We start from the raw sequence: 15,297 nt of genomic DNA on the forward strand, positions 1-15,297 counted from the left end.
ACATGACCGACGCACACTCCTGTACCGCCCCGCACCACCACGTCGAAGACGCGGCCGGCTTTGTCGCGGTGGTCGAACGGGTGTGCCGTGAGCGCGGATTGCGGCTGACCCCGATCCGCGCCAACGTGCTGCGGCTGATCGCCGAGGCCGGCAAGCCGGTCAAGGCTTACGAATTGCTGGAATGGGTGCGTGAAGGCAAGGGTGTGGGCGCCGATGCCCCGCCCACGGTCTATCGCGCGCTGGATTTCCTGATGGCCAATGGCTTCGTGCACAAGCTGTCGTCGGTCAACTCCTTCGTCGCCTGCCACCACCCGAGCAGCAACCAACATTCGGTGCCGTTCCTGATCTGCGACCGCTGCCATAGCGCAGTGGAGCTGGAAGACCGTGACATCGTCCGCCAGCTGGAAGCCCGTGCCAAGGAGCTCGGTTTCAAGCCGCAGGCACAGACGCTGGAAGTTCACGGCCTGTGCGCGAACTGCGCAGGCTGAGTCTTTAGCCCCTCTCCCTGCGGGGTGAGAGGGGCAGCTTGCGAACCATTGGTTCGCTGCCCATCGAACGCCTTTGCGCCAGTGCAAGGGCCGGGGTGCGGAGCAGGGGTTGGGGTGAGGGTAAGGTATCGCCCCGGCAAGGCTGAAATCTCGCAGCCCTCTGTTCTTTTGTAGGAGCGGCGTAAGCCGCGAAGCCGATAGGCCTCGACCGCCCCGGTCATATCGGTGCGGGCAATGCGCTATCGGCTTCGGATGTTGCAGTGGTTTCGCGGCTTACGCCGCTCCTACAACAGCCTGTCGTGCTTACGGTTTTGGTTCTGCTTCGTAGACGACGACGCCATCCTTGATGGTCTGCAGCACCTTGATGGTGTGCAGCTGGCTGCGTTCGATAGTCATTGGGTTGTCCGACAGCAGCACCAGGTCTGCGCGCTTGCCGACTTCGATCGAACCCTTGCTGCTCTCCTCGCCGTACTGGCGCGCGGCCCACAAGGTGATCGCCTTCAGCGCGGTCGCCGGTGATACGCGCTGCTCCGGTCCCAGCACGCGACCGCTACGGGTCACGCGGTTGACCGTTGCATCCAGCACCCGCATTGAATCCGGAAACACCACCGGTGCATCGTGGTGGGAGGTGAACACCATGCCCGCGTCCAGCACCCATTGCGTGGGCGAGATGTTCTCGGCGCGCTCCGGACCCAGCACCGAGTCGCGGTGCCAATCGCCCCAGTAATAGGTATGCATCGGGAACAGCGACGGGAAGATGCCAAGACGGCGCAGTTCGCCAACCTGGTCCTTGCGCAGGGTCTGGCCGTGGATCAGCACGGGGACGAGATGCTTGTCCGGGTACTTGGCTTCTGCGACGGCGACGGCGTGGATCAGCTGATCAATGGCGGCATCACCATTGGCATGTGCCTGTACTTGCCAACCACGGCCCCACGTCTGGGTGATGAGGTCGTCGACCTTGGCGGTGGGGAAGGCGGGATAGCCTGCATAGTCCGGCTTCTCGCCCTCGGGGACGTTGAAATAAGGCTTGGTCAGCCACGCGGTTTTGCCCTGTGGCGAGCCATCCAGGCTGATCTTCACACCGGCGATGCGGAAGTGGTCGGTGTAGTTCAGGCCATAAAAGGGACCTTGCATGGCCGGGTTCTGCAAGGCCACTTCGATATCCGGATAGGACGCCACGTCGATCTTGAGCTTGCCGGCCTTGGCCGCCATCGGCAGCAGCTGCAAGGTGCCGGCGTCGGTCTTGGCGTCCTGGGCGGTGGTGTAGCCGTATTTCATGTACAGCGCCTGGCCGGCTTCGAGCATGGCCAGCGACTGTTCGGCAGTCATCGCCGGCATCAGCTTGGCCAGGGCGATGTTGTGCGCGCTTTCCTCCAGCACACCGTCAGGCACATTGCTGCCGGGTTCGCGGCGGATCACGCCACCGGATGGATTGGGCGTGTTGGCAGTGATGCCCGCCATTTCCAACGCCTTGCTGTTATAGGCACCGAGATGGCCGGACTGGTGCATCAGGATGATCGGGATGTCGGTGGCGATCGCATCCAGGTCCTGCCGGGTTGGATGGCGCTGTTCGACCAGCTGCGAATCGTCGTAGCCGAAGCCGATCAGCACCTTGTAGCCTTCGGGTGTGCTCGGATGCGCGCGGAACTCGCGCATGATCTTCTGCAAGGCGGGGATCGAGTTGCCTTCACCATCAGGTGCGGGCAGCAGGTTTGCCGACAGCGCCTGCAGCCCGACGCCTGAAACGTGGCCGTGCGCGTCGATGAAGCCCGGCGTCAGCGTATGACCCTGCAAATTGATCTGCTGCGCCTGCGGGCTGAAACGGAGCGCTGCCTTGCGGGTGCCGACAAAGGCGATGCGCCCGTCGCGTACGACGATGGCTTCCGCTTCGGGGTGGTGGTCGTCCACGGTGACGATGGGCCCACCGGAATACAGCGTGTCTGCTGCGTTGGCGGAGGTGGCCGTGAGTGCGGCCAGGACGGAGAGCGCCAGAATCAGTTTCACCGAGGATTCTCCCGGCTGTGAGCAGGGCTACAGCCTAGCGCAATCGGGCGAAGGCCTTGCTCCCTCCCTTGCGCAGCAGGGGAGGGTTGGGGAGGGGTTGGCTTTGTGCCGTTCTCGCAATGTCAGCTTCGCGGTTTATGCCGTTCCCACAAGATGGTCGGTAACGCCCTTGCCGAGCATGGCTCGGCACTACCGCTGTTGCCCCCTCCCTTGCGTAGCAGGGGAGGGCTGGGGAGGGGTTGGCTTTGTGCCGTTCTCGCAATGTCAGCTTCGCGGTTTACGCCGTTCCCACAAGATGGTCGGTAACGCCCTTGCCGAGCATGGCTCGGTACTACCGCTGTTGTTCCCTCCCTTGCGCAGCAGGGGAGGGCTGGGGAGGGCTGGGGAGGGGTTGGCTTTGTGCCGTTCTCGCAATGTCAGCTTCGCGGCTTACGCCGCTCCCACAAGATGGTCGGTAACGCCCTTGCCGAGCATGGCTCGGCACTACCACTGTTGCTCCCTCCCTTGCGCAGCAGGGGAGGGTTGGGGAGGGGTTGGGTTTTGCGCAGGCGCCGCCGCTGTGTCCACTTCCACCACCACCGACATGCCGGGGCGCAGGCGTGCGGCCAGCGGCTGGTCGGGGTCGATGGCGATGCGGATCGGTAGCCGCTGCACCACCTTGGTGAAATTGCCGCTGGCGTTGTCGGGCTTGAGCACCGAAAACTCCGAGCCGGTGGCCGGGGCGATCTGCTCGATGTGGCCACGCAGTTTTTTGCCCTGGAAGGCATCGACACTGAATGTCGCGGGCTGGCCGATCGCCATGTTCCAGGTCTGGCCTTCCTTGTAGTTGGCTACTACCCATAGCGTGTCCGGGACCAGGAACAGCAACTGGCTGCCGGCGGTAACGTACTGCCCAAGCCGAACGGTCGCTTCTGATACCTGGCCATCACGCGGCGCCTTGATGACGGTGTTGTCGAGGTCGATCTTCGCCAGTTCGAGAGCGGCTTCAGCCATGGCGACCTTCGCCTCCAGGCCCTTGCGCGCCACTTCGGTGGAGGTGAGGGTTTCCTCTGCGATATGGATGGCCGCCTGCGATTGCGCCACGCCAGCAGTCGCCGCCTGCGCCGAGGCGCGCAGCTTGTCGCGGTCGCTGTTGGAAATCAGTTGCTGTGCGGCCAGGGTTTCATAGCGCTGCAACTCGGTGCGGCTGCGTTGCTGCTCTGCCTGCTGCGCCGAGTGGTTTGCACGAGCCGAACTGATCTGCGCGCGGTTCTGTGCCTGGCTCTGGTCGGAGTTGGCCAGCTGCGCGCGTGCATCTTCTAGGGACGCCTGCGCTTGATCCACCTTCTGCCGGTAGATGCGCTCATCGATGCGCAGCAGTGGCTGGCCTTGTTTGACATGGTCGAAGTCGCTGACCAGCACTTCTGTGACATAGCCGTTGACCTGCGGTGCCAGCACGGTCACCTGGCCACGCACATAGGCATCGTCGGTGTGCATGAGCGTGCTGTTGAACGGCCACAACTGCCAGGCGCGCAGGATCAACGTCAATCCGACCAGGGCGACGATGATCATCAGCACTACCGCACGGCGACTCGGGCGGTTGTACTTGGATACCGGCGTGGGCGCCGGGGGGGGAGTGTTCTTTTCGGTCTTGTTGCTCATGATTCTGCTCGGTTGTCCTGGGCCACGGCACGGTCACGCCGGATCACCTGTTTCACGCGGGGATTGCGCAGCGTCACTTCCAGTAGCAGCCAGGTCAGGAAGCAGATCGCGACCCAGCCACTGAAGGCGAATACATCGTTGAAGGCGCGTACATTGGCCTCGCGTTTGGCCGCCGCTGCCAAGGCGGCATTGGCCTGTGCCTTGAGTTGTACCGGGTCGGTGATGACGCGGGCGTAGGCTTGCTGCTGTATCTGCAGGCGGTGCGCCACCTGTGGATCGGCGGGATTGAGCTGGCTGACCAGTGCGGTCGAATAGAGGTGTTCGCGCTGCAGCTGGTAACTGCTCAGGAACGCCGAGCCGGCGAGACTGCCGAAGCTCTGGGTCAGTGACAGGATCACGATGAAGGACACGATATGGTCCAGCCCGCGCGCCATTGCCTGACGTATGCCCATCAGCATCAATGGGCCCATGAACATGCCGCTGCCCACCGCCGCCAGGAACTGGCTGAGGGCGAAATCCATCGGCCGGTCCATGCTGGTGCGGTGCTGGTCGAGGAAGGCGGCACTGCCGAGCAGGATGATCGACACGAGCAGCTGCGGGATCAGCGCCTTCGGCCCGAAGGTCAACGCACCGGCAGCGATGCCGACCAGCACGCCGATCAGGATGACTCCGAACAGGGGCGCCATCTGGTCCGGGCCCATGCCCAGCGTGCGCATCATCGAGATCATCCCGTAGGACTGCTCGTTGGTCAGGAAGCGAATCAGGAACGCGCCGACGATGAAGCGCAGCATCACCGGCCCCATCAGCCAGCGCACCTGCAGCAGCGGGTTGCGACGCTGGTGCTCGATGCACAGGCCGGTGGTGATCAATACCACGGCGGCGGCCAATACCCAGCCCAGCCACGGTGAATCGAACCACCAATGCAGATAGCCCTGGCTCAATACCACCACCAGCAGCGCCAAGCCCGGCGCGAGCAGGGCGAAGGTAAGAAAGTCGGTGCGTTCGAAAACCTTGATCTGGATGCCGGGCGGGAGCTTCAGTACCACCACCGCGGCGAACGAGCACAGCGCCAAGCCGGCTTCAAACAGATACAGGTTCTGCCATTCACCATGGTCGAGCAGGCTGGGGGACAACAGCCACGCCAAAGGCACCGCCAGCTGCGACAGGCCAACGCCGATCACCAGCAGGTTGCCCACGTATTTGCGCGGCAAGGCCTGCAGCATGTACAGCGTGCCCAGCGTGGTACAGGCGGCACCGGCAAAGCCGCTGCCAGCGCGTACCAGCAAGGTGGTCGTGTTGTTGCCGACAAACAGATGCAGCACCGCCAATGCGGCATAGGTGCCCAGGCCGATCTCGGCGAACAGGCGGATGCCGTATTCCTGGCGGAATTTGAACACCAGCAGGTTGGCACTGACGTTGACCATCAGGTAGGCGGCGACCAGCCAGTTGGCCTCACTGGCCTGCAGCCCCATCTGGCCGGTGATCAACGGCAGGTTGGCGCTGATCAGGGCATTGCCCAACCCGCCGGTGATCGCCACCAGCACTGCCACGGCGGCATAGGCCGCACGCCGGTGCGGCGGATGCCAGGGCATCGAGGCCGAGCCGGGCAGGCTGGGCTTCTCGTGCTCTTCCCAGTCCGGAATGGGCTTGAGGGGCTTCATGTGCGTTCCGTTGCAGCGTGCACGGACAGGCCGGGACGCAGCAATTCAATCGCACGCCGTGCGAGGGTGGCGCGATCTTCGACGGTGCGGCCGCGCAGGGCGGCGCCGAGCATGCTGGAAATCAAGGAGATATCCGACAGCTGCAGGTCAAGCCGGCACAGCCGTGCGGCCTTGGCCCGCAGCAGCGCCGGTTCGGACAGGCCGAGAATGCGCTCGCGTGCGGCCTTGATCGTGGGCTCGTCCGGGTCCACTGCGCGCCAGTAGTCGGCCAAGGCAGGCGAATGCACGATGCGCCTGGCCATGCCGATGATCAGCTCGAACAGGGCATCGTCGCGCTCGCCCAGCTCCTGCAGGTGCGCTTCGATCTTTTCCACGGTCCGCTGCAGCAGGGCTTCGATCAGCGCGGTGCGGTCGGGGAAGTTGCGGTACAACGTTGCCCGGCCCACGCCGGCGTGAGCCACCACCAGATCAAGTGGAGCGGTGATGCCATGCTCGCCGAACACGGCGTCGGCCGCATCCAACAGCAAGGCACGGCGCACGGCGGCATCGGAACGAATGGAAGTCATGCCCATATGATCCGGACAAAAATGTCCGGTTTCAATGGGCAGCATGGAACGGGCCGTTGCGGCGGCCCGTTCCCGTTCAGCTCGCGGCGAGCTGGCGGCGCAGTGGTGCTTCGCGGATCGGCAGGTTGATCAGTGCTGCAGCAGCGGCCAATGCCATGTCCGCGTACCACATCCAGCTGTAGTCGCCGCCGTATTCCAGTGCCACGCCACCCAGCCAGGCACCGAAGAACGCGCCGATCTGGTGCGAGAACAGGGTCAGGCCGAACAGGGTGCCCATGTGACGCGGACCGAACAGCTTGCCGACCAGTCCCGCGGTGGGCGGCACCGTCGCCAGCCAGGTGAAGCCCAGTGCGGCGGCGAACACATAGAAGGTCATCGGTGTCGGCGGTGATGCCAGATAGACCGCGATCAACACCGCGCGGCTGAGGTACATCCAGAACAGCAGCCACTTCATGCGGAAGCGTTCGCCAAGCGCACCGATGATCAGGCTGCCGGCAACATTGAACAGGCCGATCAGGGCAATCGACACCGAGGCCACGTTCGGCGGCAACCCGCAAAGCGCGATTTCGCCGGGCAGGTGGGTGACCAGGAAGGCGATATGCACGCCACAGGTGAAGAAGCCCAGATGCAGGCACCAGTAACTGCGGTCACGCAGGGCGCGCTGCAGCTGCGGGCGCAACGCTTCGCCGTCGTCACTGGCCTCGTTGCGTGGCGCGCGCTTGCGCAGCGGCCAGGCCAATGGCAATGACAGCAGCACGATGAAGGCCAACGCATACAAGGCCTTGATCCAGCCGAATGCACTGAGCAGCAGCTGCACCAGTGGTGCGAACAGGAATTGGCCGAGTGAGCCGCCGGCATTGATGACGCCGGCGGCCATCGAGCGCTTCTGCGCGGGAATACGCCAAGCGGTTGCGCCGATCAGCACCGAGAAACTGCCGGCACCGGCACCGGCTGCCAGCAGCAGGCCGAAGCTGAGGTTAAGCCCCCAGGCGCCGGGCAGCAGGGTTGCCGCGATCAGGCCTACCGCCAGTAGCACGCCGCCGCCGACCAGTACCGGCAGCGGTCCGCGCTGGTCGGCCATGGCACCGAAGAATGGCTGCACTGCGCCCCATACGAATTGGCCGATCGCCAGCGAGAAACTGATCTGGGCGATGCCAAGCCCGGTCGAAACATGGATGGGATCGATCAACAGACCGCTGGTCTGGCGCACGCCCATGGTCACCATCAGGATGCTGGAGGCAGCGAGCAACAACAGCCAGGGAGTGCGCGTGGGGGCGTGCGTGTTCATGCTGGCTGCTCCTGTTCCAGTGCCTGGGTGAGCGCTTCCAGCTGGTGGTTGAGATCTTCGATGCGCTTGCCGCCGAACAGCGTTTCGACTTCCTGTTGGGCTTGTTGCCAGAGAGGAAAGGCCTTCTGCAGGCGACGCTTGCCTGTTGCGGTGATATGCAGCTGGCGCTGGCGGGAGTCCTCGCCGGGGGCGGAGCTGAGCAGGCCGGCTTCGAGCAACGGCTTGAGGTTTCGGGTAAGGGTGGTGCGGTCCATGCCCAACGCATCAGCGAGTTCGCCCAGTGGCCGCGGCTGGCTGGAGCGACGCAGGATGGAATAGGCGTTGAGGCTTAGGTCGGCGGGTGCGAGATGGCGATCATAGAGCTGGGAAACGCGGCGCGTGGCGCGGCGCAGCTGGAAGCAGGTGCAGGGGCTGGAAGCGTCCATCGGCGTGTGGGGCAGGGCGATGGATGGGAGTTTATGTGTATATGCACGTAATTGCGAGAGGCGCATCCTGGCGACTCTGGCGCATTGTGCGTTTGGCTTAGGTCATGGCTTTAGCTTTAGCTGTGGCAGTGGCTTTGGCAGTGGCTTTGGCTTTGGCTTTGGCTGTGGCTTTGGCTGTGGCTTTGGCTGTGGCTGTGGCTGTGGCTGTGGCTTTCCCTTCTCCCGCTTGCGGGGGAAGGTGCCCGGAGGGCGGATGGGGGCTCTTGATTTGTCTCCATCTGAGTGGGTTACCAAAGCGGGGGTTCTGCACAAACATAAAAACCACCTGGAGGTGGTTTTTATGTTTGCTTGAGTAGCCAAGCAGGAGAGCGAAATGCAGGAGCAGAACTAAATGCAGGAGCAGAAGCTTGCCCTCACCCCTACCCCTCTCCCACAAGCGGGAGAGGGGAAAGACAGGAGCAGGAGCCAAAGCTCAAAGCCAAAGCTCAAAGCCAAAGCTCAAAGCCAAAGCTCAAAGCCAAAGCTCAAAGCTAAAGCTCAAAGCCAAAGCCAAAGCCAAAGCCTGCATCAAGCCTTTAGAACCAGGCGCGGATGCCAAACGCCACGCCACGGCCCGGCAACGGCGAGTAGTCCCGCAGCAGCGAGGTATGCGGGCGTGCCTCACGATCGGTCAGGTTGCTGCCATCAAGGAACACTTCGTAGCTGTTGCTGCCATTGCGATCCCAGCGGTACGCAACGTGTGCATCCACCAGGGTGTAGCCGGCGCTGGTTTCCTCGTTCACTGCAACATCCTTCTGGCTGCCGTAGCGCACCGCACCCAACGACGCGCGCCAGCCACCCAGCGACCAGTGCAGGTCGGCACCAACACGGGCCGGCGCGATGCGCGGCAGGTAGCCGCCATTGGCCAACTCGACGTTGTAGTTGTGTGCGTGGTCACCGTGCGGCACGGCGATGGCGACATTGCGGGTGCCGCTGCCATCAAGCTCGGCCTTCACGTAGTCGCCGAACACGCGCAGGTCCCAGTCGCCGGCCACGTTCTCCAGCATGTGCCAGGTGGCCTCTGCCTCGGCGCCCTTGAAGGTGGCGTCGTTCTGGGTCCAGGTGCGCACCGGCAGGCCGCCTTCGACCACGCCGGTGTCGGCCAGGTAGATGAAGTCCTTGAACTTGGTCTGGTAGATCGCTGCCTGCAGGTCGAAGCGTTCGTTATGCGCATGCAAGCCCAGCTCGACGCGACGACCGCGCTCGGTATCCATGTTGGCGTTGCCGATTTCCAGCGAGCGGGTGGCGATGTGGGCGCCGGCGGCGTACAGCTCTTCGTTGGTCGGTGCACGCTCGGAGGCGTCCACGCCGAAGCGCAGGTCGAAGGTGTCGTTCAAGGCCCAGATGCCGGACGCCGACAGATTGGTCGCGCCGAAGCTGCGGTTGCGCTGGGCATCGTTCGGGTCGAGCTTGACCCGGTCATGGCGTGCACCCAGTTCCAGCTTGAATGGGCCGAACTGCTTTTCCTGCAACACGAAAGCACCAATGGTGTCGGTGGTGGTGCCCGGCACGAAGGCTTCTTCGCCGGTTGCGCCAAAGTCGCTGCTGCCGAACTGCACACCGAAAGCACCATCCCAACCAGCAAGCGGTTGCTGCACGGCTTCGACGCGGCCTTCAAAGCCCTTGTTGGTGAAGCGGGTGGACGGTGTGCCGGCTTCCAGTTCGGTGTGCTCGTAATCGGTATAGCCGCCGCGTACGGTCAGGCTCTTCAGGAACGCGGTCGGGTTGTACAGGCCGCCCTTCAGGTCGAAGCGGTTCTGCACCATGTCGATGCGCACATCATGCTCGTCGCCTTCCTCTTCGTGATCATGGTCATGGTCGTCGTGGTCATGATCGTGGTCATCGTCGGCGTGCACGTGGGCACCGTTTGGAATGCCGTAGTTGCTGCGGTAGGTGCCCAGCGAGGCACCGAGGAAGCCGTTCTCACCGAACCAGGTGGCACCGACACCGCCGGCGCGGGTGCGCGTGGAGCTGTTGTCGAGGCGACCGCGGGTGCCGGCGTCTTCGTCGTGGGCGTCATGATCATCGTGGCCATCGGCATCCAGCGCGTGCGGGTCGATCGCATAGCCGGGGATGCGGTAGTCATCACCGTTGCGGATCAGTCCGTCGACATGCAGGACAAGGTTGTCGCCACTGACGCCGTCCAGGCGGAACATGCCGCTACGCTCATTGTTGACCGAGTTGCCGCGGACTTCGGCGCGACCGCTGAGCGGGCGGTCCGGAACCTCGCTGGCAATACGGCCATCGACCACGTTCACTGCGCCACCAATGGCACCGCTGCCGAACAGCAGGGTGGCCGGGCCTTTCAATACCTCGATCTGGTCAGCCAGGAAGGGTTCGATGGCGGAGGCGTGGTCGGCGCTGACGGTGGAGGCGTCCATGTTGCCGACGCCATTGGAGACCACCGCCACGCGCGGGCCTTCCTGGCCGCGGATGATCGGACGGCCGACACCGGGGCCGAAGAAGGTGCTCTGCACGCCTGGCAGCTTGGCGACGGTGTCGCCCAGGGTGCCGGACTTGTGTTCATCCAGATCGGTGCCTGCCAGCACTTCGACCGGGCGTGCCAGTGATTCGGCCGAACCCTGCAGCGGCGAGGCGGTGACCTTGACCGCGCTCAACTCCGTCAGGTGGTGGCTTTGGCTGGCGTCGTCATCGGCAGCGCTGGCAACCGCGGGCAGGGCGGCCATCAAGGCTAGGAACAGCAGGTGATGCTTGGTGCGGCGGGGAAGGGACATGGGGTTCTCTCTGTTACTGTGTATCACTGGGGTGGCAATCTGAACCGGAGGCGGCAGGGGGCTGGCGCAGGCGGCTAGGGCGGGGAGGACAATAATGTTATATTATTCCATAACGTTCTGCCGCCCCTGCTGGAAGTCATGCCCACCCAACCCAACGGACTACGCAAATTCCTCGATCGCTTTGGCGCGACCGGATCCCTGATCTGTGCGGTGCATTGCGCGTTGTTGCCGGCATTGCTGGCGGTCGCGCCGGCGCTGGGGCTGTCGTTCTGGCTCAGTGACGGCGTCGAGTTCACCATCGTCGTCTTCGTTACCGTGCTGGGTCTGTTCAGTCTGATCTGGGGGTATCTGCGCCACCGCGCGCTGATGGCCTTGTTGCTGCTGGTGCCCGGGCTGCTGTTGTTGTGGGCGGGCCTGTTGCATTCGGAGCTGCATCATTCGCAGGTTCCGCATGCGGTGGTGATGACCTTGGGTGGCGTGCTGGTGGGCTTGGCACATGTGGTCAACCTGCGCTTGAACCACGTGCATGTACACGACGCCAGCTGCGCACATTGAGGGGCGCATGGTAGGCTTCCTGTCCATGCGCGAGGGCGCTTGTTGTGGCCCCGCCAAACCCGTGCATGCACGGGGTAACTGATTACAAACCAAGGAGTTGACGACATGGGTAAGGGTGACCGTAAGACCGCCAAGGGCAAGCGCTACAACGCCAGCTATGGCATTTCGCGCTCGCACGTGAGCAAGGTGGCCGTGGGCGCTGCTGCGCCGGTCGCCAAGAAGACCGTCACCAAGGCTGCCGCCAAGAAGGCTGTTGCCAAGAAGACCGTCGCCAAGGCCGGCTGATCCAGCCAGGCAGTGGTTACAGAAAAGCGGCGCATTGCGCCGCTTTTTTTGTGTTCGTGATAGTTCCCGGGTGCGCTGCGCTTACCCGGGCTACCCCGGGCTGTCTCACTTCGATTGGCGTAGTGCCTGGTCCAGTGCGTGCGGATCGCCATCGTTGGGCTGGGCCGGGATGCCGATCAGGCGGGTAAGCAGCGGATAGACGTCGACGTTGTCGAAGGCGGTAAGCTGCTTGCCCTGCGCGAAGGCCGGGCCGCGGGCAACGAATACCGCCTGCATCGACGGCAGCGCGGGGTCGTAGCCATGCGAGCCGCGATCGCCCGGCGGGCGCTTGGCGATGGTGTCACGCGTCACTGCATCCCAGCCCTCCTGCATCTGGCAGACGATGGCCGGCACGCGTGGGTTGCTGCCGTAATGCCAGCGCGTCGGCAGCTGCGCCTTGTTCCAGCACTGGTAATGCGCGTGTTCGCCGAGCAATGCCTTTTCCGCCTCGGCCTGCTTGCCCGGCAGCGGGGCGAAGCCTACCGACTGGCCTACCGACACCACCTTGGCGACATCGGCCGGCACCATGTCCTCAATCGCCACCGCATTGCCGAACTTGACCGTTGCCATGCCGTGATCGGACACGACAATCACGTTGGTGTGGTCGAGCAGGCCGTCGCGGCGCATGCCGTCGACCAGCTGGCCGACGGCGGCATCAACCTGCTGCAACGCTGCTTTGTACTCGGGCGAATCCGGGCCGTGCTCATGCCCGGCCTTGTCCACGTGCTCCATGTAGGTGGCAACAAAACGCGGCTTGATCGCGTCCGGCGCGCCATGCAGCCAGGCCAGGACCTGGTTCATGCGCTCGGGCAGCGGCACGCTCTCGTCGTATATGCGCCATTGATTGGCATGCAGGCCGCGCACCGGTGCTTCACTGCCGGGCCAGGACCAGGTGGCACTCTTGAACCCGGCCTTGCGCACGCTGACCCAGATCGGTTCGCCGCCATCCCACCAGGCTGCGTTCTGTACGGCGGTGCGGTCACTGACCTTGAATTCGCCAAGTGCATCGGCGCTCATCGCGTTGTGCACCAAGCCGTGGTGGTCGGGGCGCAGGCCGGTGACCAGGGTGTAGTGGTTGGGGAAGGTGAGGGCCGGATAGGACGGGCGCATGCCGACGCTGCGTACGCCTTCACGGGCCAGGCGCATCAGGTTGGGACTGTCTGCTTCGCTGAGCTTGTCCGCGCGCAGGCCGTCGATGGAAATCATCAATACGGTGGGCGGTACTTCCGGAGCGATGGTGGGCGAGGAAGGCGTGGTGGCGCAGGCTGCAAGCAGTGCGCAGGCCACTGCAGTGGCCGGAATGCGTAGAAAAGTCATGCCGCAATGATAGGCCGGGCCGGTGACCGTACAAATACAACCTTAGCCATGTTGCCTGTGGAGGGGCGCTAGCGGCCCGGGTTGGCAAAGCGCATCCGGGGACCCCGCGCGCTCACACAAACAGGTCCGCCACACGCTCACCTTCGCTGGGCACGCCCTCCAGCTTCAACAAGGCTGCCTTGGTCGGCAGGCTACCACCGAAACCGGTCAGTGCGCCGTTGTTGCCGATTACCCGATGGCAGGGCAGCACGATCGGCAATGGATTGCGGCCATTGGCAGCGCCGACTGCACGCGTCGCGGTGGGCCGGCCGATGCGCTCGGCCAGCTGCCGGTAGCTCCAGGTTGCGCCAAAAGGGATCTGCGCCAGGGTGTGCCAGACCTGCAACTGGAATTCGGTACCCACCGGCGCCAATTCCAGCTGGAACTCCTGGCGTTCACCGCGCAGGTATTGCAGCAACTGGCGGCGTGGCTCGGCGACCGCATCGGGGTCGCGCTGCCAGTGTTCGCGGCCCTTGGCGTCGTGGCGGTTTTCGGCGAACAGGATGTGGCGTACGCCGACGTGGTCGACGGCGACCGTCAGTGCGCCGATGGGGCTGTCGAAACGGTCGTAATAGAGGGTGTTCATGCGCTGGCCTCCGTAGCTGCCTTGGAATTCTTTCTCTCGGTTGGCACTGCCAGGTGCCACAGATGCAGCACTGCATAGGCGCGCCATGGCCGCCACAGCTGGGAGCGACGTTCGGTTTCGCGCTCACTCAGGCGTTGGCCTTCGCCCAGTACCTGCTGCAGCACCAGATCACCGGCAGGGAAGGCATCGGGAAGTCCCATCGCCCGCAGTGCCATGTAATGGGCGGTCCACGGGCCAATACCTGGCAGGGCCGTGGCTTTCTGCACGAAGCTTTCCAGCGTCTGTGCACGGCTGAAATCCAGCCGCTGTTCGGCGCAGGCGCGGGCGATTGCACGCAGGGTGGCGGCGCGGGTGCGCGGCAGGCCGATGCTCTCCAGCGCTGCGTCGACCAGCGTTGCCGGTGCCGGGAACTGCCGGTCCAGGCCCTCGGGCATACCGGGCAGGTGCTCGCCGAAGCGGTCGACCAGCCGTCGCGCCAGCGTGGTTGCCGCAGCGACGCTGACCTGCTGGCCGAGGACGGCGCGTGCGGCGACTTCAAAGCCGTCCCAGCCGCCGGGAATACGCAGCCCCGGCCGCTCGGCCAAGCCGCGGGCGAGCAGGGGTTCCTGGCCCAGGGTGGCATGGACGGTGCGCAGGTCGGCATCCAGGTCGAAGACGCGGCGCACCTTGGCGACGATGGCGGGAATGGCGCGTGGATCGGTGGTGCCCAGCTGCAGGCGCAGTTCCGGGCGCCTGGGGTCGGCGGTGACCCGGATCAGGCTGGCAACGCCGTTGGCGACGACCACGCGTTGGTAGCTGCTTTCGTCGATGCATTCGATACCCGGCAGCGAGCGGCGGCGCAGGAACGCCAGCATCAACGGGAAGTCCAGCGGCGGTCGGTAGGCCAGGCGCAATACAGGTTCGCCACCGGCCACCGCGCCGTGCTGCTTGCGCAGCGCGCTCGGCGGCATGCCGCAGCCTTCGAGGAAGGCGCTGTTGAAGCGTCGCAGGCTGTTGAAGCCGGCGGCCAGTGCGACCTGGGTTACCGGCAGCGCGGTTTCGGTCAGCAGTTGCTTGGCCAGCAACAGACGGCGGGTGGTGTGCAACTGCGCCGGCGTAGCTCCAAGCTTGGCCACGAACAGCCGTTGCAGTTGGCGCGCGCTGATCCCCATTGCTTCGGCCAGCGCGGTCGCTGGCTGCTCCTGCAGGATGCCTTCGTTGAGTAGGGCCAATGCCTGATGCAGGGTCTGGTCCTGCAGCAGATTGGCGTCATCCGGTGACAGTTCGGGGCGGCAGCGCAGGCAGGGCCGGTAGCCGGCGGCGCTGGCGGCTGCGGCGCTGGGGTAGTAGCTGACGTTCTCGGGCTTGGGCGGTGGAGCCGGGCAAACCGGCCGGCAATAGATGCCGGTGCTGCGCACAGCGGTGAAGAACAGGCCGTCAAAGCGCGCATCACGCGCCAGGCGGGCTTGTTCGCATTGCACATGGGCGGGCATCAGGAGGTTTTGCATGGCCCCAGTCTAGGCGCGGCCGGCGGCCGGTACTGGCCATTTTCGGACATCAATGCGTGTGACGCTGTGTTGATTCATCGGACGTTGCGGCAGGGTGGGTGTTGCGCACTAGACTGTCCACTTCCTGGCGCGGCTGCGCCGT

At 64.5% G+C, this 15,297-nt stretch carries 12 protein-coding genes and 1 pseudogene; 3 read left to right on the top strand and 10 right to left on the bottom strand.

Annotated features, from left to right (window positions below; genetic code table 11):
* The first annotated feature begins 2 nt into the window (after positions 1 to 2).
* Entirely contained in the window at positions 3 to 488 is a 486-nt protein-coding gene (locus QMX78_RS03775) for a Fur family transcriptional regulator (RefSeq protein ID WP_282266682.1), read from the top strand.
* A gap of 303 nt (positions 489 to 791) precedes the next feature.
* Here the strand turns inward: QMX78_RS03775 and QMX78_RS03780 are convergent, their stop codons facing one another.
* The 7 genes from QMX78_RS03780 to QMX78_RS03810 form a co-directional block, all read right to left on the bottom strand.
* Complete coding sequence (locus tag QMX78_RS03780; RefSeq protein ID WP_282266684.1) at positions 792 to 2,492, bottom strand: amidohydrolase; 1,701 nt, start codon at positions 2,490 to 2,492, stop codon at positions 792 to 794.
* Between the two features lie 483 nt (positions 2,493 to 2,975).
* A complete protein-coding gene (locus QMX78_RS03785) occupies positions 2,976 to 4,133 on the bottom strand; it encodes an HlyD family secretion protein (RefSeq protein WP_282266686.1) in 1,158 nt (385 codons plus the stop codon).
* Positions 4,130 to 5,794, bottom strand: coding sequence for an MFS transporter (locus QMX78_RS03790; protein ID WP_282266688.1), 1,665 nt, complete (start codon positions 5,792 to 5,794; stop codon positions 4,130 to 4,132). Before QMX78_RS03790 ends, QMX78_RS03785 begins: the two co-directional genes overlap by 4 nt.
* Positions 5,791 to 6,360: a TetR/AcrR family transcriptional regulator gene (locus QMX78_RS03795; protein WP_282266690.1), complete on the bottom strand. Its 570-nt coding sequence runs from the start codon at positions 6,358 to 6,360 to the stop codon at positions 5,791 to 5,793. Before QMX78_RS03795 ends, QMX78_RS03790 begins: the two co-directional genes overlap by 4 nt.
* A gap of 76 nt (positions 6,361 to 6,436) precedes the next feature.
* A complete protein-coding gene (locus QMX78_RS03800; RefSeq protein WP_282266692.1) occupies positions 6,437 to 7,648 on the bottom strand; it encodes an MFS transporter in 1,212 nt (403 codons plus the stop codon).
* Positions 7,645 to 8,073 (bottom strand): MarR family winged helix-turn-helix transcriptional regulator, encoded by a 429-nt coding sequence (locus QMX78_RS03805; protein WP_282266694.1) that lies wholly within the window; start codon positions 8,071 to 8,073, stop codon positions 7,645 to 7,647. The genes QMX78_RS03800 and QMX78_RS03805 overlap by 4 nt, the downstream gene beginning before the upstream one ends.
* A gap of 575 nt (positions 8,074 to 8,648) precedes the next feature.
* Positions 8,649 to 10,847: a TonB-dependent receptor gene (locus tag QMX78_RS03810; protein ID WP_282266696.1), complete on the bottom strand. Its 2,199-nt coding sequence runs from the start codon at positions 10,845 to 10,847 to the stop codon at positions 8,649 to 8,651.
* A 138-nt stretch (positions 10,848 to 10,985) separates the two neighbouring features.
* On the opposite strand from QMX78_RS03810, the gene QMX78_RS03815 reads away from it, so the two are divergent.
* Both QMX78_RS03815 and QMX78_RS03820 read left to right on the top strand, forming a co-directional pair.
* The gene (locus QMX78_RS03815; protein ID WP_282266698.1) at positions 10,986 to 11,402 is read left to right on the top strand and encodes a MerC domain-containing protein; all 417 of its coding nucleotides are present in this window, start codon (positions 10,986 to 10,988) and stop codon (positions 11,400 to 11,402) included.
* A 105-nt stretch (positions 11,403 to 11,507) separates the two neighbouring features.
* On the top strand, positions 11,508 to 11,687 hold the full coding sequence (locus tag QMX78_RS03820; protein WP_282266700.1) for a 30S ribosomal protein THX: 180 nt from the start codon (positions 11,508 to 11,510) through the stop codon (positions 11,685 to 11,687).
* 105 nt (positions 11,688 to 11,792) lie between these two features.
* Here QMX78_RS03820 and QMX78_RS03825 read toward each other — a convergent pair whose 3' ends face one another.
* The 3 genes and pseudogenes from QMX78_RS03825 to QMX78_RS03835 form a co-directional block, all read right to left on the bottom strand.
* The gene (locus QMX78_RS03825; RefSeq protein ID WP_282266702.1) at positions 11,793 to 13,043 is read right to left on the bottom strand and encodes an ectonucleotide pyrophosphatase/phosphodiesterase; all 1,251 of its coding nucleotides are present in this window, start codon (positions 13,041 to 13,043) and stop codon (positions 11,793 to 11,795) included.
* Between the two features lie 154 nt (positions 13,044 to 13,197).
* Positions 13,198 to 13,668: pseudogene (locus tag QMX78_RS03830) on the bottom strand (methylated-DNA--[protein]-cysteine S-methyltransferase); the annotation flags it as partial.
* Positions 13,665 to 15,155: a DNA-3-methyladenine glycosylase 2 gene (locus QMX78_RS03835; RefSeq protein ID WP_282266706.1), complete on the bottom strand. Its 1,491-nt coding sequence runs from the start codon at positions 15,153 to 15,155 to the stop codon at positions 13,665 to 13,667. The pseudogene QMX78_RS03830 and the gene QMX78_RS03835, both read right to left, overlap by 4 nt.
* Between the last annotated feature and the right edge of the window lie 142 nt (positions 15,156 to 15,297).

This window comes from Stenotrophomonas sp. PS02298 (assembly GCF_029959445.1).
Lineage (GTDB): Bacteria > Pseudomonadota > Gammaproteobacteria > Xanthomonadales > Xanthomonadaceae > Stenotrophomonas.